At 71.2% G+C, this 24900-nt stretch carries 23 protein-coding genes; 12 read left to right on the top strand and 11 right to left on the bottom strand.

Annotated elements, in window-relative coordinates:
- Positions 1–150 precede the first annotated feature (150 nt).
- Positions 151–1935 carry an acyl-CoA dehydrogenase gene (locus tag BDW27_RS20840; RefSeq protein ID WP_110051182.1) on the bottom strand — a complete coding sequence of 595 codons (1785 nt, stop codon included), beginning with the start codon at positions 1933–1935 and terminating at the stop codon, positions 151–153.
- Between the two features lie 117 nt (positions 1936–2052).
- Between BDW27_RS20840 and aroQ the strand changes: the two genes are divergently transcribed.
- The gene (aroQ, locus tag BDW27_RS20835; RefSeq protein WP_017547055.1) at positions 2053–2520 is read left to right on the top strand and encodes a type II 3-dehydroquinate dehydratase; all 468 of its coding nucleotides are present in this window, start codon (positions 2053–2055) and stop codon (positions 2518–2520) included.
- Positions 2521–2533: 13 nt separating this feature from the next.
- On the opposite strand, the gene BDW27_RS28180 is transcribed toward aroQ, so the two are convergent.
- Both BDW27_RS28180 and BDW27_RS20825 read right to left on the bottom strand, forming a co-directional pair.
- Positions 2534–3022: a hypothetical protein gene (locus BDW27_RS28180; RefSeq protein WP_370446539.1), complete on the bottom strand. Its 489-nt coding sequence runs from the start codon at positions 3020–3022 to the stop codon at positions 2534–2536.
- 234 nt (positions 3023–3256) lie between these two features.
- Positions 3257–3877, bottom strand: a complete 621-nt coding sequence (locus tag BDW27_RS20825) for a histidine phosphatase family protein (protein WP_110051180.1) — start codon at positions 3875–3877, stop codon at positions 3257–3259.
- A 160-nt stretch (positions 3878–4037) separates the two neighbouring features.
- Between BDW27_RS20825 and BDW27_RS20820 the strand changes: the two genes are divergently transcribed.
- Positions 4038–5243: an aromatic acid exporter family protein gene (locus tag BDW27_RS20820; protein WP_110051238.1), complete on the top strand. Its 1206-nt coding sequence runs from the start codon at positions 4038–4040 to the stop codon at positions 5241–5243.
- Between the two features lie 141 nt (positions 5244–5384).
- Here the strand turns inward: BDW27_RS20820 and BDW27_RS20815 are convergent, their stop codons facing one another.
- Positions 5385–7670, bottom strand: a complete 2286-nt coding sequence (locus BDW27_RS20815; protein ID WP_199560724.1) for an FdhF/YdeP family oxidoreductase — start codon at positions 7668–7670, stop codon at positions 5385–5387.
- Between the two features lie 151 nt (positions 7671–7821).
- Between BDW27_RS20815 and BDW27_RS20810 the strand changes: the two genes are divergently transcribed.
- The 3 genes from BDW27_RS20810 to BDW27_RS28035 all read left to right on the top strand — a co-directional run bounded on the left by BDW27_RS20810 (position 7822) and on the right by BDW27_RS28035 (position 10499).
- Positions 7822–8760: a LysR family transcriptional regulator gene (locus tag BDW27_RS20810; protein WP_017547060.1), complete on the top strand. Its 939-nt coding sequence runs from the start codon at positions 7822–7824 to the stop codon at positions 8758–8760.
- A gap of 177 nt (positions 8761–8937) precedes the next feature.
- A complete protein-coding gene (locus BDW27_RS20805; protein ID WP_110051179.1) occupies positions 8938–10296 on the top strand; it encodes an OFA family MFS transporter in 1359 nt (452 codons plus the stop codon).
- A gap of 74 nt (positions 10297–10370) precedes the next feature.
- Positions 10371–10499 carry a hypothetical protein gene (locus tag BDW27_RS28035; protein ID WP_255352590.1) on the top strand — a complete coding sequence of 43 codons (129 nt, stop codon included), beginning with the start codon at positions 10371–10373 and terminating at the stop codon, positions 10497–10499.
- 17 nt (positions 10500–10516) lie between these two features.
- Here the strand turns inward: BDW27_RS28035 and BDW27_RS20800 are convergent, their stop codons facing one another.
- On the bottom strand, positions 10517–11110 hold the full coding sequence (locus BDW27_RS20800) for a hypothetical protein (RefSeq protein ID WP_110051177.1): 594 nt from the start codon (positions 11108–11110) through the stop codon (positions 10517–10519).
- A gap of 191 nt (positions 11111–11301) precedes the next feature.
- On the opposite strand from BDW27_RS20800, the gene BDW27_RS20795 reads away from it, so the two are divergent.
- Positions 11302–11784 (top strand): hypothetical protein, encoded by a 483-nt coding sequence (locus tag BDW27_RS20795; RefSeq protein WP_110051175.1) that lies wholly within the window; start codon positions 11302–11304, stop codon positions 11782–11784.
- Between the two features lie 75 nt (positions 11785–11859).
- Here BDW27_RS20795 and BDW27_RS20790 read toward each other — a convergent pair whose 3' ends face one another.
- The 6 genes from BDW27_RS20790 to BDW27_RS20765 all read right to left on the bottom strand — a co-directional run bounded on the left by BDW27_RS20790 (position 11860) and on the right by BDW27_RS20765 (position 17692).
- On the bottom strand, positions 11860–12342 hold the full coding sequence (locus tag BDW27_RS20790; protein ID WP_017547064.1) for a YbaK/EbsC family protein: 483 nt from the start codon (positions 12340–12342) through the stop codon (positions 11860–11862).
- A gap of 411 nt (positions 12343–12753) precedes the next feature.
- Positions 12754–13350, bottom strand: coding sequence for a YdcF family protein (locus tag BDW27_RS20785; protein WP_233515866.1), 597 nt, complete (start codon positions 13348–13350; stop codon positions 12754–12756).
- Between the two features lie 132 nt (positions 13351–13482).
- Positions 13483–14781, bottom strand: a complete 1299-nt coding sequence (locus tag BDW27_RS20780) for a YeeE/YedE family protein (protein ID WP_110051172.1) — start codon at positions 14779–14781, stop codon at positions 13483–13485.
- A gap of 544 nt (positions 14782–15325) precedes the next feature.
- Entirely contained in the window at positions 15326–16063 is a 738-nt protein-coding gene (locus BDW27_RS20775) for a DUF4097 family beta strand repeat-containing protein (RefSeq protein ID WP_017547067.1), read from the bottom strand.
- Positions 16060–16695, bottom strand: a complete 636-nt coding sequence (locus BDW27_RS20770; protein WP_110051170.1) for a TetR/AcrR family transcriptional regulator — start codon at positions 16693–16695, stop codon at positions 16060–16062. The genes BDW27_RS20775 and BDW27_RS20770 overlap by 4 nt, the downstream gene beginning before the upstream one ends.
- A 112-nt stretch (positions 16696–16807) precedes the next feature.
- Positions 16808–17692, bottom strand: a complete 885-nt coding sequence (locus BDW27_RS20765) for a family 16 glycosylhydrolase (protein ID WP_199560722.1) — start codon at positions 17690–17692, stop codon at positions 16808–16810.
- A 465-nt stretch (positions 17693–18157) separates the two neighbouring features.
- Here BDW27_RS20765 and BDW27_RS20760 point away from each other — a divergent pair, with 465 nt between their 5' ends.
- From BDW27_RS20760 to BDW27_RS20735, 6 genes are read left to right on the top strand one after another with little or no spacing between them, the layout of a single operon-like run.
- Positions 18158–19156 carry a substrate-binding domain-containing protein gene (locus tag BDW27_RS20760; RefSeq protein WP_110051169.1) on the top strand — a complete coding sequence of 333 codons (999 nt, stop codon included), beginning with the start codon at positions 18158–18160 and terminating at the stop codon, positions 19154–19156.
- A gap of 49 nt (positions 19157–19205) precedes the next feature.
- Entirely contained in the window at positions 19206–20729 is a 1524-nt protein-coding gene (locus BDW27_RS20755; RefSeq protein WP_017547071.1) for a sugar ABC transporter ATP-binding protein, read from the top strand.
- 14 nt (positions 20730–20743) lie between these two features.
- Positions 20744–21754, top strand: a complete 1011-nt coding sequence (locus BDW27_RS20750) for an ABC transporter permease (protein ID WP_017547072.1) — start codon at positions 20744–20746, stop codon at positions 21752–21754.
- A gap of 21 nt (positions 21755–21775) precedes the next feature.
- Positions 21776–22867 carry a zinc-binding dehydrogenase gene (locus BDW27_RS20745; protein ID WP_110051167.1) on the top strand — a complete coding sequence of 364 codons (1092 nt, stop codon included), beginning with the start codon at positions 21776–21778 and terminating at the stop codon, positions 22865–22867.
- Positions 22864–24078 (top strand): hypothetical protein, encoded by a 1215-nt coding sequence (locus BDW27_RS20740; RefSeq protein WP_110051166.1) that lies wholly within the window; start codon positions 22864–22866, stop codon positions 24076–24078. Before BDW27_RS20745 ends, BDW27_RS20740 begins: the two co-directional genes overlap by 4 nt.
- A gap of 53 nt (positions 24079–24131) precedes the next feature.
- Positions 24132–24887, top strand: coding sequence for an SDR family NAD(P)-dependent oxidoreductase (locus BDW27_RS20735; RefSeq protein WP_017547075.1), 756 nt, complete (start codon positions 24132–24134; stop codon positions 24885–24887).
- Positions 24888–24900: the final 13 nt, after the last annotated feature.

The raw sequence follows: 24900 nt of genomic DNA, 5'->3' as shown, positions 1-24900 counted from the left end.
CTCCTGACCCTGCCGGAGCGCGCGGAGCCGGTGACGGTTCGGATCGTGGAGGTCACTCCGGAACGCATGCGGGTGGCCAATGCCGACTACGGATACGAGGAAGCCGACATCGGCCACGTGTTCGTGCTGGAGGTCCCGGATACCGGACGCCTACAGAACGTCCGGGGAAGTGTCCAGTACGGTGCGGTCACGGGAGGCGACCAGGGAGAACCAGGCCTCGGTGCGGGGTAGTTCGTGGCGGAAGAAGTACGCGGCGGCGGCCCGCTTGCCCTCGTAGAAGGTGCCCTCCTTGCCGTGAGCCGCGATGAGCTGCTCCAGCCACATCCACGCCACCACCACGTGGCCGACCGCTTCCAGGTAGGGGGTGGCGTTGGCCAGGGCCGCTGCCGGATCCCCGTCGGACCAGGCGGCGGCGGTGGCCTCGGCCGTGCGGTCCAAGGCCGCTGACAGGAGTTCCGCGTACTCGGCCGGGGCGCCGCCCAGGGTGCGGGCGCGATTCACGGTGGCACGGGCGGTCTCCAACAGGAGTGACAACCGGGACCCGGCGTCCAGGACGGCCTTGCGGCCCAGTAGGTCGAGCGCCTGGACGCCGTGCGTGCCCTCGTGGATGGCGTTGAGCCGGTTGTCCCGGTAATGCTGCTCCACGTCGTACTCGCGCGTGTACCCGTACCCGCCGTGCACCTGGATGGCGAGGCTGTTGGCCTCCAGGCACCACTGCGAGGGCCAGCTCTTCACGATGGGGGTCAGCACGTCCAGGAGCAGGTGCGCCCGCTCGGCCGACTCCGGCTCTGCGCTGGCCTCCTCGTCCACGAGCCGGGCGCAGTACAGGACCAGGGCCAGAGCCCCCTCCACGTAGCTCTTCTGCGCCAGGAGCATGCGGCGCACGTCGGTGTGCTCGATGATCGGCACCTGGGGTTGTCCGGGGTCCTTCGCGCCGAGGAGGCGGCCCTGGAGCCGTTCGCGGGCGTAGCCGAGTGACTTCAGGTAGCCGGTGTAACCGGCCGCCATGGCTCCGGCCCCCACTCCGATCCGGGCGTGGTTCATCATGTGGAACATCTGCCGAAGACCCTGGTGTGGCTCTCCGACGAGGTAGCCGACCGCGCCGGGCGCGCCGCCCGGGGTGTGCCTGCCCTCGCCGAAGTTGAGGAGCGCGTTGACGGTGCCCCGGTAACCCATCTTGTGGTTGAGGCCCGCGGTGACGACGTCGTTGCGTTCGCCCTGTCCGTCGACGAGGTACTTGGGCACCACGAACAGCGAGATGCCCTTGACGCCGGGCGGCCCGCCCGGGATCTTGGCCAGGACCAGGTGGACGATGTTCTCGGTCAGCTCGTGGTCGCCCGCGGAGATCCACATCTTGTTGCCGAAGAGCCGGTATGTCCCGTTCCCGGCGGGCTCCGCCCGGGTGGTGATGTCGGCCAGGGAGCTGCCCGCGTGCGGTTCGGAGAGGCACATCGTGCCCGTGAAGCGGCCCTCGACCATGGGCCGCACGAACGTGTCGATCTGTTCGGGGGAGCCGTGCGCCATCAGGAGGGAGGCGTTGCCCGAGGTGAGGAAGGAGTAGGCGGCTGTGCCCGGGTTGGCGGCCTGGAAGTAGGCGTCGCAGGCGCTGGAGACCACCCGGGGAATCTGGCCGCCGCCCACGGAGGCGTCCATCGCGAGGGAGGACAGGCCGGTCTCGGCGTGGACGCTCAGGGCCCGGCCGACCTCGGGGATGACGTGCACGCGTTCGCCGTCGAAGCTGGGTTCGTGGGCGTCGTTGGTCTTGTTGTGCGGAGCGAAGTGGTCGGTGGCCACGCGTTCGGCCAGGTCGAGGGCGCCGTCGAGGGTCTGCCTCGAGTGGTCGGCATAGCGGGGGCGCCGGGTGAGCGCCTCGGTGTCGAGCCATTCGTAGAGCAGGAAGTGTAGGTCGCGCCTGGACAGCAGGGTGGACGCCACGGGTTGCCTCCCAGAGTGATTGACCGACTGGTCGGTATGGTATCGGCCCTTGGTGGCCGGGACCACCGCGGGTCTACGCTGGTCCCACCATCCAGAGACGAAGCCAGGGATCCGAGCATGTCCGAGAACACGCCCACCGTGCTGTTGCTGAACGGCCCCAACCTCAACCTGCTGGGCACCCGTGACCCCGAGCAGTACGGAACCGTCACCCTCGCCGAGATCGAAGGGCGGGTGACCGCCCTCGGGAAGGAACTGGGTGTGGAGGTCGTCTGCGCGCAGACCAACAGTGAGGGCGGCATGGTCGACCACGTGCACGCGGCGCGGCACTACGCGGGCGTGGTGATGAACCCCGGCGCCTACGCCCACTACAGCATCGCCCTGCGCGACGCCGTGGACGCGATCGAGGCACCCGTGGTCGAGGTGCACATCTCCAACATCTACGCCCGTGAGGAGTTCCGCCACACCTCCGTCACCGCGCCGGTCGCCGCCGGATACGTGGCGGGCTGCGGGGTCCTCGGCTACGAACTCGGCCTGCGCGCGGTCCTGTCCCGCGCGGCGGAACGGGCGGCCCAGCCGGGGGCCTGAGCCCCCGACCGGTTCAGCCCCACAGCAGTTCCTGGCCGGGGACCTGTTCACCGCCGGAGCCGGACCGCCTCGACCTGCACCGCAGACAGTTCACCGGGTGGGTGGACGGGCGCAGCCGCATGGGGTCGTCGGCGGCCGCGCACACCACCGCCGGGATCTCCACTCCCACCCAGACCCGGGTGGTCAGTTCGTGGACGATGCTGCCGTCGCCGATCCGGGCCGCCTTGGCGTCGGCCAGTTCGGACCGGCGCCGACGCAGGGTGGCGGCCAGGTGCTCGACCTCGGGGGAGGGGCCGGTCTCCGGCCCCGGACCGGCCTCCTGAGTGGGTCCGGTGGCCTCGGAGGAGCGGACCTCGGGCGCGGGGCCGAACCCCGGAAGCGGGACGGAACCCGGGACGGGCTCGGTCTCCGGCGCGGGCTGGACCCGTGGTACGGGGCCGAAACCGGGGAGGGGGACGGAGCCCGGAATGGGGACGGAGTCGGAGGCGGGGTGTTCGGTCATGCCCTCCAGAATGCCCTGCTCGACCCGGCCTCGCACACGGGCGCGCGGTCTGCTTCGGGCTGCCCGCGCGGGGGCTTGGCCGAGTTCGCTCCTACCGCATCGCGCACTCGTGGCGGGGCGCCCCGGCTCCACCGGGGCGCGCGAGCCAGCGGCGCTGGGGGCGGCCGGTTCCGGCCGCCTGCGCGGAACACAGAACCGACCGGTCGGTATGAGGCGGGTCCGAACAGGCGCCGCTCAGCGGAAGGTCATCAGTTCCGGGTCGCCGCGCTCCAGGTGGGCGTGGTCGTTGAAGGAGAGCAGCCGGGTCCCGCCGCGCCCGTGCACCAGCTTGGTCACCGATCCGTTGACCACCACCCGGTTCATCGCCACGAACACCGGATCGGGGGCGTTCAACAGGGACGCACAGGCCGCCGCGACCACCCCCGCCGAGGTGAACACCAGCGCTGTCCGTCCTCTCTCCAGGGAGGCCGCGAGCTCGTCCAGTGCCGCTCGCACACCGTCCCGGAACGCGTTCCACGAACCCTCTCCCGTCGCACCCGACGAGGTCCACGCGTGCAGGGAGGCGTCCAGCCGCTCCTGGAGCGTGCCCGCTCCGATCGGGTGGAGGGCCAGCAGCCGCAGGTGGTCGTACTCGTTCCACCGCGGGTCCGTCACGGGCTCGACGTCGAGGGCGGTGACGGCGGTCCCGCGCTGGCGGAGCAGGGTCCCGCTCACCACGGGGCCGAGGTCCAGGTCGCGCCGGGCCAACTCGGCCCCCACCAGGCGGGCCTGTTCGTGTCCGATGGGGCTCAGTTCGTCGTAGTCCGCCGCCTCAGGGGAGGCCTTACCGTGGCGGATCAGGTAGATCGTCGGCATGGCGTCACAGTACGGGCGCCCCCGCTCGGCTGGGCGGGCCGGGCCCACCTCGGCGCGAAACACCGGGCACGGTACCCACACTTCTCCCCTTCCTGCCGGTATCAATGGAACCGGCGGCCCCCCACCCCCGAAGGTGTGTCCCTTCGTCGGTGAGGAGAACATGGGAGAGCAGCCCCCTGAGGGCCACACCCCGCGGAGCCGGATCCGGGCCGTGACGGCGGAGGTCCGCGCACGCCTGTCCGCCAACTCCGCCCTGATCGTGCTGGCGGTCATCGCCGCCACCCTGGCCTGGACCATCGCGGGTGGCCTCGTCCAGGACCACCGGCCCTTCTTCGCGCCCATCGCCGCGGTGATCGCGCTGAACGCGGCCGGGGGAGAACGCGGCGCCCAGGCCCTGCGCCTGCTCATGGGCGTGTTCATCGGCATCCTCGCGGGCGAGCTCAGCCTGCTGATCACCGACTTCAACGAGGTGGCCATGGTGCTGGCCACCGCGTGCGCCATGACGGTCGCGGCCGCGATCAACGCCGAACGGATCATCATCGGCCAGGCCGCCGCCAGCGCCATCCTCACCACGATCTTCGTCGGCGGCGCCAGCCCCGGCATCGACCGCCTGGTGGACGCGCTGATCGGTGCGGGTGTGGCGCTCGCCTTCAGCCAGCTGTTCTTCCCGGCCCGGCTCGTGGCCATGCTCCGACGGATCGAGGAGGACGCGCTCAACGAGATGGCCAGCATGCTCGCCCTGGTCGGCCGCTCCCTCGAGCACGGTGAGACCTCCAGCGAGCAGGTGGTCAACCGGCTCGGGGACCTGAGCCGACCCATGGCCGAACTCAGCCGCGCACGCGAGAGCAGCAGGTCCACGATCCGGCTCTCCACCATCCGCTGGGGCGATCCGAAGCCCGTGCTGGAGGAGGACGAGGTCATCGAGCGGCTGATCCTGCTCGGCGAGAGCTGCCTGTTCCTGTCCCGGACCACCACGGCCATGGGGGTGGAGGAACAGCGGGAGCTGGCGCCGATCGTGACCGACATGGCCGAGGTGCTCACCATCCTGGCCGACGACCTCAGCAGTCGCGAGGCCCGGGAACAGGCGGTGGAACAGGCGCTGACGGCCGCGCGCGCCTACGGAGCCGGTCTGCCCGAGGACGACCCGGTCACCCACGCCACCCACCTCGCAGTGGAGATGGTCGCCACCGACATCATGGTGTTCGCCGGGATCAGGTTCGAGGAGGTCGAGGACGTCCTCCTTGGAGAACTGGAGGACCCCACCGTCCCGCACCCGCCCGGTGAACCGTGGCTGCCGTGGCTGCGCTGGCGACCCCGCTGGCGGGTCCGGGCCCGCCTCCCGTGGCGCCGTTACGGGGGTCAGTGACCGGACGCCCCGAAGACGAGGAGGCGGTGCACGGAGCTCCCCTGTGCCGGGGCGCGACAGGGGTGCGGAACCGGCGCGGAGGGCCCCCGAGTACGGATACCCGGGGACCCTCCGACAACCGGGGCGGGACGGTCGCCCGGCTCAGCTGGCCTGGGAGGACGGCTCGAAGCGCACCACCACCGACTTCGACGTGGGCGTGTTGCTCACGTCCGCGGTGGAGTCCAGCGGCACCAGCACGTTGGTCTCCGGGTAGTACGCGGCCGCGCTGCCACGGGCGGTGGGGTAGTGCACCACCCGGAAGTGCGGTGCCCGGCGCTCACGGCCGTCCGACCACTCACCCACCAGGTCCGTGTACGCCCCGTCCGCCAGCCCCAGCTCGGCGGCGTCCTCAGCGTTGACCAGAACGACCCTTCGGCCGTCCTTGATGCCGCGGTAGCGGTCGTCCAGCCCGTAGATGGTGGTGTTGTACTGGTCGTGCGAGCGCAGCGTCTGCAACAGCAGCCGCCCCTCGGGGACCTCGGGCGCGTACGTGCCGTTGGCCGTGAAGTTGGCCAGGCCCGTGGCGGTCGGGAACTTCCGGTCGTCGCGGGGAGCGTGCGGCAGGGCGAACCCTCCGCGCCGTCGCGCCTTGGCGTTGAAGTCCTCGAACCCCGGCACGACCCGGGCCACGTGGTCGCGCACGCGGTCGTAGTCGGCCATCGCCTCCCAGTCCACCGGGGCGTTCCCGAACATCCTCCGGCCCAGTTCGAGGACGATGTCCACCTCCGAGCGCATCCCCTCCGACAGCGGCGCGAGCACCCCGTGGGAGGCGTGCACCAGGCCCATCGAGTCCTCCACCGTCACCCACCGCTGATCCCCGCCGCGCTGGTCGCGGTCGCTGCGGGCCAGGGCGGGCAGGATGAGGGCGCGGGTGCCGGTCACCACGTGCGAACGGTTCAACTTGGTGGAGACGTGGACCGTCAGCCCCACCTGACGCATCGCTTCCTCGGTCACCTCGGTGTCCGGGGAGGCTGCCACGAAGTTGCCGCCCATGGCGAAGAACACGCCCACCTCACCGCGCGCCATCGCCCGGATCGCGTTCACCGTGTCGTGCCCGTGTTCGCGCGGCGGTTCGATCCCGAACTCCGCGCCCAGCGCGTCCAGGAAGGAGTCCGCGGGCCGCTCGAAGATGCCCATCGTGCGGTCGCCCTGCACGTTGGAGTGGCCGCGCACCGGGCACACACCCGCGCCCGGACGTCCCACGTTGCCGCGCAGCAGCAGGAAGTTGACCACCTCGCGGATGGTCGGCACCGAGTGCTTGTGCTGGGTCAGCCCCATCGCCCAGCACACCACGATCCGCTCCGAGGCGACCACCATCGCGGTGAGCTCCTCGATCAGCGAGCGGGACAGCCCGGTGTCGCGTTCGGTCCGGGCCCAGAACTCGTCCTCAGGCTCGGCCAGCAGCGCCTCGGCGAACTCCTCGAACCCGTGCGTGAACGAGTTCACGAACCCGTGGTCCAGGACCTTCTCCCCGCGCTGGTCGGCCTCCAGCAGGAGCCGGTTGACCGCCGAGAACAGCGCGAGGTCTCCGCCCACCCTGATCTGTGCGAACAGGTCGGTCAGTTCGGTCCCGCGCCCCACCAGGCCCCGGGCGTACTGCGGGTTGCGGAACGCCTTCATGCCCGCCTCGGGCAGCGGGTTCACCGTGACGATCCGCGTACCGCGCCGCTTGGCCTTCTCCAGCGCGGACAGCATCCGGGGGTGGTTGGTGCCCGGGTTCTGACCGGCCACGATGATGAGGTCGGCCTCGTACATGTCCTCCAGGGACACGCTGCCCTTGCCCACTCCCAGCGTCTCGGTGAGCGCGGAGCCGGACGACTCGTGGCACATGTTCGAGCAGTCGGGCATGTTGTTGGTGCCGAGCTGGCGTGCGAACAGCTGGTACGCGAAGGCCGCCTCGTTGCTGGTGCGGCCCGAGGTGTAGAACACCGCGCCGTCGGGCGTGTCCAGCCCGCGCAGCTCATCGGCGATCATGTCCAGCGCGCGGTCCCAGGAGACGGGTTCGTAGTGGGTGGCGCCCTCCGCGAGGTACATCGGCTCGGTCAGCCTGCCCTGCTGCCCCAACCAGTACCCGGAGCGCTCGAACAGGTCCGTGACGGGGTGCCGCGCGAAGAAGTCCGGGCCGACGGTGCGGCGGGTGGCCTCCTCAGCGACCGCCTTCGCGCCGTTCTCGCAGAACTCCGCGCGGTGGCGCTTGCCCGGCTCCGGCCAGGCACAGCCGGGGCAGTCGAAGCCCTTCTTCTGGTTGACGGCGAGCATCGCGGGCAGCCCGCGCAGCACGCCCGCCTGGTCGTTCACATGGCGCACGCTGTTGAGCACCGCGGGGATGCCCGCCGCACTCTCCTTGGGAGGCCCGACCTCCGGCGCGTCCTGGGCGGGGTCGGGCATGTCCGAGTCGTGGTGTGTCACAGTTCGAATTCTCTCACCGAGTCGCCCTCTGTCCAGAGGTCCCGAATAGTTATGGCCCTGAATGGGCCGAACGATATCAAGAACTTGGGTGTTGTTGTTCCCGGGGGTCTGGCGCATGTATTCTTGCGCGATGTTGCTGAGCCAGCTGAAGTACCTGACAGCGCTGGCCAAGGAACGGCATTTCGCCCGTGCGGCCCAGGCGTGCCACGTGTCCCAGCCCGCGCTGTCCGCAGCCATCCGCAAGCTCGAGGCCGAGTTCCGCGTCCCCATCGTCAGACGGAGCAACCGGTTCATCGGGTTCACCCACGAGGGGGAGCGGATCGTCGCCTGGGCCCAGCGTGTCCTGGCCGAACACGACATCCTGGTGGAGAACGTACGGAGCCTGCGGGAGGGACTGAGCGGTCGTCTGCGGATCGGGGCCATACCCACCACCCTGAGCTCCATCTCCCTCATCACCAGCGCCTTCTGTGAGCTCCACCCGCTGGTGACGCTGTCGGTGGTCTCCATGACCTCCAAGGAGATCGAGCGGGGCCTGGCCGACTACCAGATCGACGTCGGGCTGACCTACATCGACAACGAGCCCCTGGAGAACGTGCGCCAGCAGCCCGTCTACCGGGAGCGTTACGCCCTGCTCACCGACGAGCAGGGCCTGCTCAACGGCCGTGAGACCATCACCTGGGCCGAGGCCGCCGAGGTACCGCTGTGCCTGTTGTCCCCGGACATGCAGAACCGTCGCATCGTCGACCAGGCGTTCCGTCGGGCGGGCGTCGAGGCGGTGCCCAGGGTCGAGACCAACTCGGTGAGCGCGCTGTGTTCGTACGTCAACGAGACCCGCTGGTCAGCGGTCATGCCGCACGCCTGGTTGTCCCTCCACGCGGTTCCGGACGGCATGCGCGCCATCCCCCTCGTGGAACCCGAGGTCAGCAAGCAGATCGGCCTGGTCGTCGCCGACCGGGACCCCGAACCCGTGCTGGCCCGCGCCCTCCTGGACACCGTGGCCGTCGCCGACCTCCAGGCACGGCTGGACCACCACCACCCGGCCGGGCTTGCTCCCGGAGTCACACTCTGAGCCCCGCCAGGGCCCGCTTCCGGGCCCTCGATAACCAGAACCTATCGTTCGACAATGAACGTGTATTTGATTCTCGTCACACAAGGTGTGACGATGGCGCATGCTTGTGCCGCTTCCCCGGAATACCCGGGAAAGCGGAAGCGCATTCCGGTCGGAAATCAATCATGAGGATGAGTAGTGCTGTCGTTTCTCGATCGTGACAAGAGTGTCGCGCCGCCCGGATACAGCCGCTGGTTCATCCCACCCGCCGCGCTCGCCGTACACCTGTCCATCGGCCAGGTGTACGCCTTCAGCGTGTTCAAGACCCCGTTGGTCGAACGCTTCGACACCACGCTGACAGCGATCGGCGTGGTCTTCAGCATCTCCATCGTGATGCTGGGCCTCTCGGCGGCCTTCGGCGGCAAGTGGGTGGAGCGCAACGGTCCACGCAAGGCGATGTTCGTCTCCGGACTGTGCTGGGGCACCGGCTTCCTGATCGGCGCCCTCGGAGTGGCCACCGGCCAGCTGTGGCTGCTCTACCTCGGCTACGGCGTGGTGGGCGGGATCGGCCTCGGTATCGGGTACATCTCCCCGGTGTCCACCCTGATCAAGTGGTTCCCGGACCGGCCCGGCATGGCCACCGGTCTGGCCATCATGGGCTTCGGCGGCGGCGCGCTGATCGCCTCGCCGCTGTCCGCCGCGCTCCTGGACCGCTTCGGCGACACCCCCGCCGACGCCATCGTCCCCGCGTTCCTCATCCTCGGCGCCGTCTACTTCGTCGCCATGATGCTCGGCGCGATGACGGTCAAGGTCCCGGCGCCCGGGTGGCGCCCGGACGGATGGCAGCCGCCGACGGAGTCCCCTGGCACACCCGCCGTGGACCCCGCCACCGAGGGCGTCAGCGTCGAACGGGCCTTCCGCACCCGCCAGTTCTGGCTGCTGTGGATCGTGCTGTTCTGCAACGTCACCGCGGGGATCGGCATCCTCGAACAGGCAGCGCCGATGGTCCAGGACTTCTTCACCGGGGTCGGACCCGCCGAGGCCGCGGGCTACGTCGGTTTCCTGTCCCTGTGCAACATGCTCGGGCGCTTCGTGTGGTCGTCCACGTCGGACCTGCTCGGCCGCAAGCGCACCTACATCGGGTACCTCGGACTCGGCAGTCTGCTCTACGTGCTGATCGCCGTGGCGGGGACCAGTTCGGTGGTGCTCTTCGTGGCGGTCACCGGAATCATCCTGTCCTTCTACGGCGGCGGTTTCGCGACCATCCCCGCCTACCTCAAGGACCTGTTCGGCTCCTTCAACGTCGGTGCCATCCACGGCCGCCTGCTCACGGCCTGGTCGTGCGCCGGAATCGCCGGGCCGCTGATCGTCAACGTGATCGCCGACCAGCAGCTGGCGGCGGGCCGCTCCGGTGCCGACCTCTACACCTTCTCGCTCTACCTGATGGTGGGCGTGATGGTGGTCGGTTTCGTGGCCAACGCTCTGGTGCGCCCCCTGCCCAAGGCCGCCCCCGAGGCGACGCCGCAGGACGCCGACCCGTCCCGGGCGCGCGTGTGAGCGCCGACGGCCGCGGGGCCGTGGACCACAGTGCAGACCGAGGGGCCCCGTCGGGGTCGGTGAAGGAGGATCCGATGGAACAGAGCACACGTGACCGGGCGTCGAAGGCCGCCGCACTCTTCCTGTGGGCGGTCGTCATCATCGCGCTGGGTTACGGGGTGGTGCGGACCGCGATCCAGGCGGCGGCCCTGTTCACCGGGTAGGACACGACCCGCCGGTCTCAGTCGACGGATCCCGCGAAGGTGACCGGCGGGTACAGGGGGACGAAGTCCTGGTCGTGGAACTCGACCGTGTACTGGACCTGGTGGTCGTCCTCGTCGGCCCAGCAGTCCTCGTCCCAGGCGCCGGACTGGCCCGGGGCCAGACTCTCCGGCGGGTTCACGCTGTCGCCCAGCACCGGGGAACCTGACTCGCGGAGCGGGTCGCCCACCGAGCACGACCTGGTCACCAGACCGGACAGCACGGTCTCGGACCCCTCGTTGACGACCTCCACCGTCCACGACAGGTAGGGCAGGTCGCCCTCCCCGCCGGTGGCCGGGTCGACCCCGCCCTCCTCGACACGGCGCTCGAACCCGCTCAGCCCGATGGAGAACCCGTCACCGAAGTCGTGGGTCTGGTCCAGGTCGACGACGACCGCCTCGAACCCGTCCTCGGGCCGCTCCTCCACGTCGTCGGGGTGGGTGCTCCGGGCGGAGGGCGGGGTCGGGTCCGGTTCCGCCGACGACGACCCCTGGACCCACCATCCGGCGCCGAACCCGACGATCAGGGCGACCACGGTACTGATCGCGGTCACGATCCAGCCGGTTCTGGTCATGCGGGGGTGTCCTTCCCAGGGCGGGCCCGAGGGCCCGGGGCTCAGGGCGACCGTACCGTACACGGACGCGCGGGGGAGGTCCTGTGGTGAGGGTGCGCGAGGCAGGGCGGGGGAGAGGTGACGCTCCCTGGCGTAGGTGGTCGATACCTGGGGCGGACGCGCGCGGAGTCCCGGTTACCCAGCATGGGGGCATGAACCCAGCAGACAACCCCACCCCGCCCCGCCGAAAGCGTCCGGGGCTCCCGTTCCTCGCCGTCGTCCTCCTGGCCCTGCTCGCCGCGCCCCGGGTGGTGCTGCACGACCTCGGGATCATCCAGGAGGGCACCCTCGTCAACGCGGTGTTCGTGTTCGTCCCGCCGCTCGTGTGGATCGCCGTGGTGCTGTGGCGCCGGGTCCCGAACCCGTTCCTGACGCTCCTGGTGGTGGGGGTCGTGTACGGGTTGTTCCTGATGGTCGGCCACCAGATCCTGTGGACCACGGCCTGGGACGGCGATCCGCCGACCCTCGGCGGCAACCTCAGCGAGCTCCCGCCCGTTGCCCACGCGATGGTCACACGCGGTTTCGCGGCGCTGAGCAGCGTCGTCACGGGGACCCTGGTGGGTGCGGTGTGCGGTCTCCTGGCCTGGGGCGCCAGCAGAGTGATCCATCGGCGGCGACGCGCGCCCACCGCCTGACGCGCGGCCGCTCCGACTCGGGGCCGCTCCGACGCGCGGCCGGACCGGCCCCGCGGCCCGGCCCACGGGGCGGTGTCAGTTGACCTCGACGGAGGTGCCGCCGGTGATGCGGAGCAGTTCGGCGTGGTCGGTGGGGAAGATGGTGTTGGGGGTGCCGCCCGCCGCCCACAGCTGGGGGTAGTCCGCCAGGGCGGGGTCCACCACGGTCTCCACGGGGGAGGGGTGGCCGATCGGCGCCACCCCACCGATGGCCTGGCCGGTGGCCTCCCGGACCTGCTCCGGGGTGGCGCGTTTGATCTTCGTCCGGCCCAGGCGTTCGGCCAGGAGGGCGACGTCCACCTTGTGCCGGCCGCTGGTCATCACCAGCAGGGGCGCGCCGTCGGCCATGAACACCAGGCTGTTGGCGATCGCTCCGACCTCGCACCCCAGGGCCTCGGCCGCCTCGGCGGCGGTCCGGGTGGAGGCGGGCAGCGCGCGCACCCGGCCGCTTGCTCCCAGCGAGTCGAGCGCCCGCGTCACCTCGCGACTGCGTTCGGGTAGGTCCTGGACCTGGTCCATTTCGATCCCTTCGTCGATTCCCGCCGCAGGTTATCGGAGAGGGGACGGACCGCGCTCGCGTACCGCCGCCTCCGAACCCGCCGAACCCGCCGACCCCCTGACGCCCGGCCGACCTCGTCGGGGCCGTGCCCGCCTTCGCCCAGGGACGCCCCAGCCTTCCGGACGCTGCTCGCCCGGACTCCGCCGGGAACACCACGCCGCACCCGCCACCGGTCCACCGCCGCGCGCCTGCCCGGGCCGTCGGACAGGGGCTCCCTTCTCCCAACCCCGGCCCCACCCGGGACCCGCAGTGACCAGGACTGATGTTGCGCCCTCACCCGGGTCCTGTGGCGGGACCCCGGGCGCGGTGTACGTGGAGAACGGAGAGAGGTTCCTCCCACCCTTCCCCTGAGCCCGAGTACCGCGCCCCGTTCAGGGCGTGATCAGGTGGCCGTCGAACCCGGCCGCGACCAGGAAGGTGTAGGCCTCACGCACGCGGTCGGGGACCTCCTGCGGGATGGAGAAGCCCCGGGCGGGGTACTCCATCACCCGTTGCAGGTCGCCCACCATCGTGTCCATCACGAGCCAATCGTCCCCCACCGTCTCCAGGTAGTCGTCGAACCCGGTCCGGGCCGAGGCGCGCACCGTGTCCGCCTCGGGCCAGAGCACGCGCGCGGTGGCGTGCGCGCGCCGCTCCATGTAGGGCTTGCACACGAGCATGACCGAGCCGACGCTGATCCCCGCCTCCGCCAGGAGCGCCCGTGAGTACCGGAGGTTCTCCCCGGTGTTGGTGGCCCCGTCCTCCAGCAGGACGGCCGAGTCCGGAACACCCAGCTCCAGGACGTGCTCGCGGTAGTGCACCGCCTCACCCCTGGGGAACCGCGCGAGGGTGGAGGGGCTGTTGGCGCCGGTGATCACCATGCGGGGGAAGAACCCCTGCCGGTACAGGTCGGCGGCGCACGTGGCCACCCCGAGGTCGTGGCTGCCCAGGACCACCGCCACGTCGCACCCGTGCGGCTCCTGGCCCATGCGCAGGTAGTCCCAGACGATCCGGGCCCGCTGATGGACCTCCCCGGTCAGCTCCACTCGCGCGTTCGCTTCCACACCGATCCCTCCGCCGCCGTTCCGTGTCCCTCGCACCCTAGAACGGCGGCGGGGAGGTCAGCAGACGCTGTCGCCGGGCTTGGGCACACCCAGGCCGAAGAGGGTGCGGGCGCGCAGACCGGCCCAGGTCCCGGCCAGGGCGAAGGCCGCCCACAGCCAGCCGTGCAGGCTGCCCGAACCGATCCCGGCCAGGTAGGCGCCGATGTTGCACCCGCCAGCGAGCCGCGCGCCGACGCCCATCAGGATGCCGCCGACCAGGCCCGCGGCCACGAGGTTCCAGCTCAGACCGGTGTGCCACTTCCAGGTGCCCGCCGCTCCGGCGGCCACGGCCGCGCCCAGGATGATGCCGATGTTGGTCAGGCTGTTCTTGTCCTGGAGGATCGGTCCCGCCAGCTGCTCGGCCTGGCCGGGCTGTGACCAGAACGCCCAGGTCTCGGGCTGGAGCCCGACCAGCTGGAGGGCCTTGGCCCCCCACAGGTTGAAGGCCGAGGTGATCCCCCACGCTCCGCCGGAGACGACCAGCACGGCGGCGCCCAGGGCGGCCAGCACCAGGGCTCCGGCCACCAGCGGCCAGCTGCCGCGCACGATCCGCGCCACTCCCTCAGCGGAGGGCGGGGCGCCCACGGGCGGCGGGACGCGCCGGTTCTGCACGAAGCGCGTGAGGACCACCATGGCGACCAGGGCGGCGATGGTGATGAGCCAGGAGCCGCCCCAGCCGACGTGGTCGGAGAGCAGCACCGGCGGGATCGCGGGCAGGTCGGACACCAGTGGCCAGGCAACGCTGTAGATCTGCGATCCGACGATGAAGCCGAAGAGCGTGATGAGGATCGCGGACTGGCCGGAGCCCACGGCGAAGAGCGTGCCCGAGGCGCAGGCGCCGCCGAGCTGCATGCCGATTCCGAACAGGAACGCCCCCGCGAACAGGGCGATGCCGATCGGTCCGGCCGAGGGTGAGGGCTCGTTGCCGAACAGGCCGGTGCCGGTACCGATGACCAGCGCGAAGAGGGTGGCGGTGGTACCGAGCAGGACCGCGTGGGCGCGCAGGCCGGTGCCGTTGCCCACCGCGAGGAACTGGCGCCAGGCGGAGGTGAAGCCGAATCGTGAGTGGAACAGCGTGAAGCCGAGGCCGGTGCCCAGGAGCAGGAGGACGGCGGGCAGGGCGCCGTGCTCCGACCAGACGAAGGCGGCCAGGCCGAGGGCGCCGAGCAGGGCGATCCCCAGCGGCCACCAGCGGACCGGTTCGGCGGAGGGGGCCTGCGGTGGCGGCACCGAGAGAGTGGGGTTCCACTTCAGGGCCAGGGCGGGAGAGACGTCCGAACCGGAGTTCCCGGTCGGTTTGGTGGGTGTTGCGGTCACAGGGATGTGTCCAAACGTGACGGGGTGGGGCGACTCGGGGTCGCGGGAACGCCAGGGGCACACCGGTGCCGCGTCGGAGCGCGGGAGACGGGTCGGGTCAGCGCACGCGGAGACGGCACCGGCGGCGACAGAGGCCGTCATCGGTGCTCGTGAGCGACATGGAGATCAGAGCCATGCGCAGGAAACGGGTGGGGCCGGACATGGGGGAGATTCTAGGGCATGTCCCGGACCGGCCCCGGTGGTGGGGTCCTGGCCGGGGTGTGCCCGGGGTGCGACGGAGCCCGGACCCCGGCGACATCCCGTCCTTGGGCTCCGGTCCCGGCCGCTCCGGCGCCCCTGCGGGGTACGGAGGGGGAGCGCTACGCGGACCGGTGTCCCGTCCGGGGTGGACGGCGGGAACCACGAGACCACCGGGACCGGGGCGTGGGGGCGGAGGGGCCTCGCACGCGGAACGGGGCGGACGTCGGCCTGGGTGGGAGAGGGGAGACCGCCGCCGGGGTCAGGGGCGGTCAGGGCGGGGTCGGTGCGGCGCGGCCCCCGCTCCTCAGCCGATCGGGTCCAGGGTGATCGTGCCGTTGTCGGTCCGCGCGGTGACCGTGCTCGTGCTGGAGTCGTCGGTGGGCAGATCGTTGACGACCTCGCCGTTGTCGGAGGTCTCGAACACCGCGTAGGGCCCGCCGGGCATCGCGACCGTCGCGGTCCCGTTGTTGGTGCTCACCTCCACCTCCGTGGGCGCCTCGCTGAAGACGGCGTCGATGCTGCCGTTGTCGGTGGCGGCGCTGACGGAGTCCGAGCCGATCTCGCTGAGGTTCATGTCGCCGTTGTCGGAGGTCAGGGTGAGCGGCCCCGTGACGTTCGCGACGTCGACCGTCCCGTTGGCCGAGGTGACCTCCAGGGGTGCGGTGAAGCCGGACACGGACACGGTGCCGTTGTCGGTGTCCACGGCCAGCGCGGTGTCGGCCGGGACGAACACCTGGTATCTGACCCGGCAGTTGGAGACGGCGCCGCACGTCATCTCCAGGGAGAGGGTGTCCCCGGTCAGCTCCCAGTCCCCGCCGGCGTCGCCGGTGTCCTGACGGACCACCCTGACCTGGTCGGTGTCGTGGGGGACGACTTCCAGGGAGGCGTTGTCGACCTCGACGATGAGGAGTTCGGGAACGTCGTCGTAGGTCTTCTCCTCAGCGTCGCCCAGCTCGGCGGGCTGACCGCACGCCGTGAGCAGCCCCAGGGCGAGGAGGGTCCCGCCTGTGGCGAGCGCGGCGCGGGTGATGGGCGGGTTCATGGGGTCTCCTCGTGTTCGGCGCGGGCCGTGAACCCGGCCAAGGTGGCGATCAGGGTGTCCTCGATGGCCAGCGCGTCCACGGCCTCGGGGTCGGCCAGATGTTCCATGGACAGGCCGTTGGTGAGGCAGTGCAGGGCCAGAGCGACGGTCTCGGGAGAGGCGGTGAGTCGGACGCCGTGCCGCTCGGTGAGTTCGGTGACCAGCGCGGTCACCGTCTCGCGCTGGGTGCGGCGCATCCGGGTCATGGCGCCCGCGGTCGGGCCGTGCCGGGTGGCGTGCGCGGCGAACTCCAGCCCGAGGCGGCCGCGCTGGGTGTCCTCGGTGAGGAGCCGGGCGATCGTCCGGGCGATCCCGGCCACCGCGTCCTCGGGCGCCTCGGACCGTTCCAGGTCGGCGGCGGCCGAGGCGAACCCGTGGACGGAGCGGTCGCCGAGCACGGCGGCGAAGAGGTCCTGCTTGCCGCCGAAGTTGGAGTAGACGGCCCCCTTGGTGAACCCGGCGGCGCGCGCCACGTCGTCCAGGCGGCTCTCGGCGTACCCGTGCTCGGCGAATACGCGCGCGGCGGCGGCGAGCAGGCGGCGGCGCACCTGCGCGCGGGGCACACGGGAGATGGGTTCCGGTGGGCCGTCCATGGGGCGAACCTAGCATGCCCGTCGGTACCGGATACCCGCTGGTATCGGGGTGTCCGGACACCAAGAGACGGGGCCCGTGGTCGACGGGCCCCGTCCCTTCACTCTGCGGGATCTACTCCGTGTCGTAGACGCGGACGTAGTCCACGACCATCTCCTGCGGGAGCTGGGTGGAGTCGTCCGGGTAGCCGGGCCACTCGCCGCCCACGGCGACGTTGAGGATCATGAAGAACTCCTGGTCGAACACCCAGTCGCCGCTCACGTCGGCGGGGGTGACGGTGTTGAAGGGAACGTCGTCGACCGACCAGGTGATGGACTCGGGGGTCCAGTCCACCGCGTACACGTGGAAGTCGTCCGGGAACGCCCCGCCGTCCGGGTGGTCGTAGGAGGCGCCCACGCCCCCGCCGCCGGAGTAGCCGGGACCGTGCACGGTGCCGTGAACGGTGCCGGGCTCGCTGCCGATGTGCTCCATGATGTCGATCTCGCCCGAGTCCGGCCACGGGGTGTCCGGGAAGTCGGAGCCGAGCATCCAGAAGGCGGGCCAGACGCCCTGGCTGGTCGGCACCTTGATCCTGGCCTCGATGCGGCCGTAGGCGTGCTCGACGTTGTTCTGGGTGGTCAACCGCGCGGAGGTGTAGCCGCCGTCGGCTTCCTGGCGCGCGGTGATGACGAGGTTGCCCTCGCCGTCCAGGGCGGAGTTGTCCCGGCTGGTGGTGTAGTTCTGGAGCTCCTGGTTACCCCAACCGTGGTCGCCGGTCTCGTGGTTCCAGTTCGCGGGGTCGGGGGCGTCGCCCGCCGCGCCGTCGAACTCGTCGGACCACACCAGCGCGGCCTGTGAGGCGTCGGTGGAGGTCAGTTCGCTGTTGTCGGTCACGTCGCTTCCGGTCCAGGTCAGGGCGGTGACGGTGAGAGCGAAGGCGGCTCCCAGTCCCACCGTGGTGGTGACGGTGCGGCGGGCGGTGCCGCCGCTGCGGGGGTTCGCGGTCGATCGGTGGCCCATGGTGGTTCTCCAGGGGGTCAGGGGGCGGGGCCGGACCCGGGGCACGCGCGGGCTAGCGGGTCTCGCGCGGATCCGAGGGGCTCGGCGCACTCTGCTGAATGAGTGTTAAGCGACTGTACGGTCGCGCTCCGTGTTGTTTCAAGGGGGTGTCGGGAAGATTCTGGGAACGCTCCCACTCCAGGGGTCGGGTGTCGACCGCACAGGGTCGCCTCTCGGGTGTCCGGCGGGGTGGCCGAGGGTGTGGGTTCGCCTGCCGCCTGCCGTCTGCCGCCTGCCGCCTGCCGCCTCGCGCACCGCCCGGTCGGCAGGCCCGTTCACGTCCGGAGTCGGGCCCCGTGGCTCCCCAAAAATAATTAATTAGTATTTATTGTTGACGTTACCTGGATCACTCTGACATTCTCGACTCCAGTCGAAGTGGCTGTTCACGCAGGTCAAAAGCGTGTGCCCAACGCCAAGGAGTAGGCCATGGTCAGGCGACCACCACCCCCGACGAGCCGAGCGCTCGTGTCCCTCGCCGCCGCCCTGTGTGTGCTGGTTCTCGCCGGATGCGGCGCGCGACTGGGAGAGGACGGCCGTATCGGCGTCGTCTACATGGACGCCCAGGGCTTCTACGCGGGAGTCCGGCAGGGCATGCAGAACCACGCCGAGAACTCCGGACGCGAACTCCAGCTACTGGAGCTCAACGCCCGCGGAGACGCCTCCGAGGAGAGCACCTTCGTCGACGTGGCCTCCTCCGCCGACGTCGACGTCCTGGTCCTGTCCCCGGTCTCGGCCACCGCCTCCATCCCGGCCCTGCGCCTGGCACACGAGAGCGGGATACCCGTCGTGTGCTACAACACCTGCGTCGAGGACGAGGCCGCTCGGGAGTACGTGACCTCCTACATCCTGGGGGACCCCCACGAGTTCGGCCGCCAGCTCGGCGACGCCGCGGCGGAGCACTTCGAGGACGAGGGCGTGCACGACCCGGAGATCGCCGTCCTGAACTGCGAGTTCGTCGAGGTCTGCGTCCAGCGCCGCGAGGGGTTCGAGGAAGCCCTCTTCGCCCGCCTGCCCGACGCCCGGATCGTGGCCAACCAGGAGGGCGCCACCATTGACGACGCCGTCGACGTGGGCGAACGGCTCCTGACCGCCCACCCCGACCTGGACGCCTTCTACGGCGAGGCGGGCGGCGCCACGATGGGCGCGGTCCGAGCCGTCGGCAACCGGGGCCGCGTCGGGGACGTCGTGGTCTTCGGCAGCGACATGTCCACGGACGCGGCCCGGGCCCTGGCCGACCACCGCGTCCTCAAGGCCAACGTCGACATCTCCGGCACCGCCGTCGGACTCCTCGCGGGAGAGACCGTCGAGCGCATCATCGCGGGGGAGGAACCCGAGGAGTTCGTCACCCCGGCCCCCATCGACCTCTACACCACTCCCGAGCACGGCGAGGAATGGCTGGAGGAACACCCGGACGGTATCCCGTGACCGGCCTCCGAATCCCGTGAACGCCCCCCGTCCGACCTGTGGAGCACCCATGAGTGACATCTCCGCCGACACCGCGGCTCCCGACACCGAAGTCGTGGCCCGCGTCCGCGGCGCCACCAAGAGCTACCCCGGAGTCACCGCGCTCGACCACGCCGACTTCGAGATCCGCGCCGGAGAGGTCCGGGCGCTCCTCGGGCGCAACGGCGCTGGCAAGTCCACCCTGATCCGCCTGCTGGCCGGTGTCGAGACGCCCGACGAGGGCCGGATCGAACTTGGCGGAGTCCCGTTCGACGGCGGGGGCGTCCGGCGTGCCACCGAACTCGGAGTCGGAACCGTCTACCAGGAACTCAGCCTGGTGCCGGAACTCTCGGCCGCCGAGAACCTCTACCTCGGCTCCTGGCCGACGGGCGGCGGACGCGTCGACTACGCCGCGATGCGCGCCGGCGCGAAGGAGATCTTCGGCGAACTCGGCGTCGACATCGCCTCTGACACCCGGGTCGGGGAACTGCCCCTGGCCCAGCAGCAGCTCGTCGAGATCGCGCGCGCCTTCCTGGCGCGGCCCCGCCTGCTGATCCTGGACGAACCGACCAGCGCACTGGCGGCGGCCGAGGCCGAGGCCGTCCTGGACGCCGTCACACGCGTGGCCTCACACGGGGTCGGTGTCATCTACGTCAGCCACCGGTTGGAGGAGATCCGCCGCGTCGCCGACTCCGTCACCGTCATGCGGGACGGCGCGGTCGTGGAGACGGTGCCCGTCCGCGGCGCCACCACCGCCCGCATCGTCTCCCTCATGCTCGGCGACGGGGGCGAGCGGGCACAGTCCCCGGCGGTGCGGACCACCGCGGCCAAGGGACCCCCGCTGTTGTCGGTCCGCGACCTGTCGGTCCCACCCAAGATCGAGAAGGTCTCCTTCGACCTCCACCAAGGGGAGGTCCTCGGGCTCGGCGGGCTGATGGGGTCGGGCCGCACCGAACTCCTTCGGGCGCTGGCCGGTTTCACCCCGGCCCAGGGCGTCGTCGAGGTCGACGGCACCACGGTGACCCGCCCGACCCCGCACGAGATGCGTCGCCTCGGTGTGGGCATCACACCCGAGGACCGCAAGGGAGAGGGCGTGGTTCCTCTTCTGGGTGTCTCGGAGAACATGGTCATGAGCTGGTTCGGAGGGGCGTCCAGGGCGGGAACGGTACTGCCCTCACGTGTGTCCTCCCTCGGGCGCGCGCTCATCGAGCGGTTGTCCATCAAGGCGGCCGCGCCCGACACCCCGATCGTCAACCTGAGCGGCGGCAACCAGCAGAAGGCCGTCATCGGCCGCTGGCTGCACGCGGGGAGCCGCATCCTGCTCCTCGACGAGCCCACCCGCGGTGTGGACGTGGAGGCCAAGGCCCAGATCTACGGCATCGTGCGCGAACTCGCCCAACAGGGCGCGGCGGTTCTGTTCGTCTCCAGTGAGCTGGAGGAACTGCCGCTCGTGTGCGACCGCGTTCTGGCCCTGCGCGGAGGACGCCTCGAGGGCGAGTTCTCCGGCGACGACATCACCCTGGACAACATCATGGCCGCCGCGATGGCGGCGTGAACGGCGAGGTAGGAATGACCACCACCACCAAGGTCACCGGCGAGGCGGTCTCCGCCCGCGGCGACCTCATCGGCCGCTACGGCCACCGTCTCAACGAGATCGGCCTCCTGGCCGCCATCCTCATCCTCTACGTCGGTCTCGGCCTGTCGGCCTCCGGCTTCCTGAGCCTGGACAACCAGCTCGGCCTCCTGCGCAACGCGGCCACGATCGGCATCGCCGCGTGGGGTGTCACCCTGGTGATCATCGCCGGTGAGATCGACATCAGCATCGGCCCGGCCGTGGCCTTCGCCTCGGTCATCGTCGCCACGGGTGCCACCGAGTGGAACCTCGGAGTGATCGGCGCCATCCTGCTCACCCTGGCCATGGGTGTGCTCTGGGGTGGCCTCGCCGGATGGCTCAGAGCCCGGTTCAACGTGCCCTCCTTCATCACCACGCTGGGCCTGTGGAGCGTGCTCGGCGGTTTGGCGCTCTACATGACCGACGCGCTGCCCGTGCCCCTCCCCGAGAGCGCGCTGCTCGACGTGCTCGGCGGCTCCGTCATGGGCGTGCCCACAGCCGCGATCGTCATGCTCGTCCTCTTCGCGGTCTTCGCCTACGTCGCCAAGTACACCGCCTACGGGCGCTCCGTCTACGCCACCGGTGGCAACGCCGCCGCCGCGCAGCTCGCGGGCATCAACGTGGCTCGGGTGCGCGTCCTGCTGTTCGCCACCACCGGCCTGCTGTCCGCCATCACCGGTGTGCTGCTCGCGGCCCGTCTCGGCTCGGGGAACGGCGGCGCCGCCTCGGGGCTGGAGTTCGACGTCATCGCCGCCGTGGTGATCGGAGGGACGGCGCTCGCGGGTGGGCGCGGATCGCTGGTCGGCACCCTCCTCGGAGTCGTCTTCATCACCGTCATCGCCAACGGGCTCGTGCTGCTCGGCGTCAACTCCTTCTTCCAGGACGTGGTCCGCGGCCTCATCATCGTGGGGGCCGTCCTCATCAACGTCATCATCAGCAGGCGCAGTGCGGCCAACCGGCTCGCCTAGACCGAACAGGGGGACACCACCATGAACGCAACCGCCTTCGGCGCTCCGCCGCCCGCCACCATGCGCGGGGTGAGGCTTCCCGGCGACTCCACCGCGGTCGTCGACACTCTCCCCGTGCCGGAACCGGGGCCGGGCCAGGTTCTCCTGAGAGTGGGCGCCTCCGGGATCTGCGGCAGCGACATCGGGTTCATCTACCACGAGCACAGGACGCACCGGGGGATCGACGGCCCCGCCTACCGCGGGGTCGTCGCCGGACACGAGCCTTCTGGCACGGTCGTGCAGGCGGGCCCCGGGTGCCGCAGGTTCGGTCCCGGCGACCGGGTCATCGTCTACCACATCGCGGGATGCGGGCTGTGTGACAACTGCCGCCGCGGCTACATGATCAGCTGCACGGACCCCGGCCGGGCCTCCTACGGCTGGCAGCGCGACGGAGGCCACGCCGAGTACCTGCTGGCGGAGGAGTCCACCTGTGTCCCCCTGCCGGACGAGCTCTCCTTCGTGGACGGCGCGCTCATCGCCTGTGGGTTCGGCACGGCGTACGAGGGGCTGCGGCGCATCGGAGTCAACGGTGACGGCGACCTGCTGGTCGTGGGTCTGGGCCCGGTCGGGCTCGCGGCGGGCATGATCGGCCGCGGCATGGGCGCGTCCCGCGTCATCGGGGTCGAACCCAACGGCAGGCGCCGGGACTGGGCCGCCACTCTGGACGTGTTCGACGCCCTGGCCTCCCCGGAGGAGGCGGGCGAGGAGATCGGCCGGGCCACCTCCGGCCGGGGCGCGGCGACGGTCATCGACTGCTCGGGATCGCGCGCGGGCCGCTCGCTGGCGCTGGAACACGCGGCGGAGTGGGGGAGGGTCTCGCTGGTCGGCGAGGGAGGCACCCTGGAGACCGAGGTGTCCGACACCCTCCTGCACAAGCAGCTCACGCTGTACGCCTCCTGGGTCACGTCGCTGCCCGCCATGGCCGAACTGTCGGTGAACCTGGTCCGGTGGGGCGTCTCGCCCGAGCGCGTGGTCTCCGACCGCTTCGACCTCGCCGACGCCGACACCGCGTACCGGCTGGCCGCGGGGGAGAGCCGGGGCAAGGTGTGCCTGGTGAACCGGGAGGAGGGGTGAACGCCCGCGTCCGCGTCCGGCGCGAGGGCTCGGAGGCACACGAGCGGATCGTCCTCGACAACGGAGTGGTGCGGGTCGTCGCGGCGCCCGGTCTGGGCGGCCGGGTGCTGTCCGTGCGCCACCGTGACCGGGAGCACCTGTACCGCAACGGCAGTCTGCTGGGTGAGGACCTGCGTCCGGTGGAGGGGGTGTCGCTCGGACCGGTCGACGGACCGATGAGCGCCTGGAACAACGTCGGCGGAGACAAGACCTGGCCCGCGCCGCAGGGGTGGGACGGGCCCGGACAGTGGGCCGGTCCGCCCGACCCCGTCCTGGACTCGGGCGCCTACGGAGTCCGGCTCCAGGACGGCCCGGGAGGCTCCGTCGTGCTCACCCTCACCAGCGGGGACGATCCGAGGTCCGGTCTGCGGCTGTCCCGTCGGCTCACCATGGAACCCGGGGTCGCCGGGTACCGGTTGGACCTGGAGGCGTTCAACGCCTCCACGACGGACCGCCGGTGGGCGCTGTGGAACGTGACCCAGATCGACGGGTCCGGATCCGCGGGCGAGGCCACCGACGGTGTCTTCGTGGGAGTCAGGGGCGGGGGCCCGCACACGGTGCCGATCGTCTCGGGCAACGGCTACCCGCGGGTCGTGGAGCACACGCGCGCCGCTCTGCGGGTGCCGCCACAGGACGTGGTCGGCAAGGTCGGCTTCCCCACCGCCTCCGGCTGGTTGGCCAACGTGGGGGCCGCGGGCACCCTCACCCAGCGCTTCGACGTGACCGAGGGGGCCGACTACCCGGACGCGGGGTCCCCTGCCGAGGTCTGGCTCGAAGCCCCGGTGAGCCGACCACTGGAGCACCTGGGCGGCCTGTGCCCGGTGGACCGCGTGATCGAGGTCGAGGCACTGGGACCCCTCACCGAACTGGCCCCCGGGGAACGGGTGGGCCTGGGGATCGACTTCGGCTTCGGTACGGGCCGGGAGCCCGTCTCCGAGGTCACTGCCGACGGCTTCTGGAGCGAGCGACCCCACTGGGACGGTCGCGGGCCCGAGGGAGCGCGGCTGGTCGGCTCGTTCACCTCCACACGGCACGGCGCCCTGGTCCACCGCCGGTCCGGGCGCACCGTCGCACGGGTCGCACCGGGTGAACCAGCCGGGTTCGCCGTTCCGGTTCCGGAGGCCGACCCGCGTACCGACCCCGACGTCGTGTTCACGGCGGCGCGGCCGTGACCGAACCGCGGACCGGCGCCTCCGTGACGCACCCACCAACTGATGGAAGAGACATGACGAACACCAGGCACGAGGGAACCACGGCCGTGGTCACCGGAGCGGCCCAGGGAATCGGTGAGGCCACCGCCCGACGCCTGGCGGCGCAGGGCGCCTCGGTGGTGCTCACCGACCTGTCACCCCGTGTGGAGGAGGCCGCCGAACGCATCCGCTCCGAGGGCGGACGGGCCCTGGCGATCCTGGCGGACGTGAGCGACGAGGGCTCGTGGGAGCGTGTGGTGGAGCGGACCCGCGCCACCTTCGGTCCCGTGGGGATCCTCGTCTCCAACGCCTACACCTTCGAACAAGCGCCCGCCCACGAGACCGCGCTCGCCTCCTGGGAGCGCCAGATCGGCGTCAACCTCACCGGCGCGTTCCTGGGCGTGCGCGCCTGCCTGGACGACCTGACCGCCTGCGGCGGCAGCGTCGTCATCGCGTCCTCGGTCCACGCCTGGTTCGGGCTGCCCGGCCGACCGGCCTACGCCACCAGCAAGGGCGGACTGACCGCCCTGACCCGCCAGCTCGCCGTCGAGTACGGTCCGCGCGTGCGGGTCAACTGCGTACTTCCCGGCCCGGTCCTCACCGCTGCCTGGGAGGGCGTGAGCGAGGAGGACCGCCGCGCCAGTGTCGCCCAGACCGCCGCCGGGCGTTTCGGCGATCCCGACGAGGTCGCGTCCGTCATCTCCTTCCTCGCATCCTCCGAGGCCTCCTACGTCACGGGGGCGAGCCTTCCGGTCGACGGAGGGTGGAGTATCTACAAGGCGTCGTCGTGACCGGGCGCCTGGA

It is taken from the genome of Nocardiopsis sp. L17-MgMaSL7, assembly GCF_003182025.1.
GTDB lineage: Bacteria > Actinomycetota > Actinomycetes > Streptosporangiales > Streptosporangiaceae > Nocardiopsis > Nocardiopsis prasina.
This window is presented reverse-complemented; position numbering and strand designations above follow the sequence as displayed.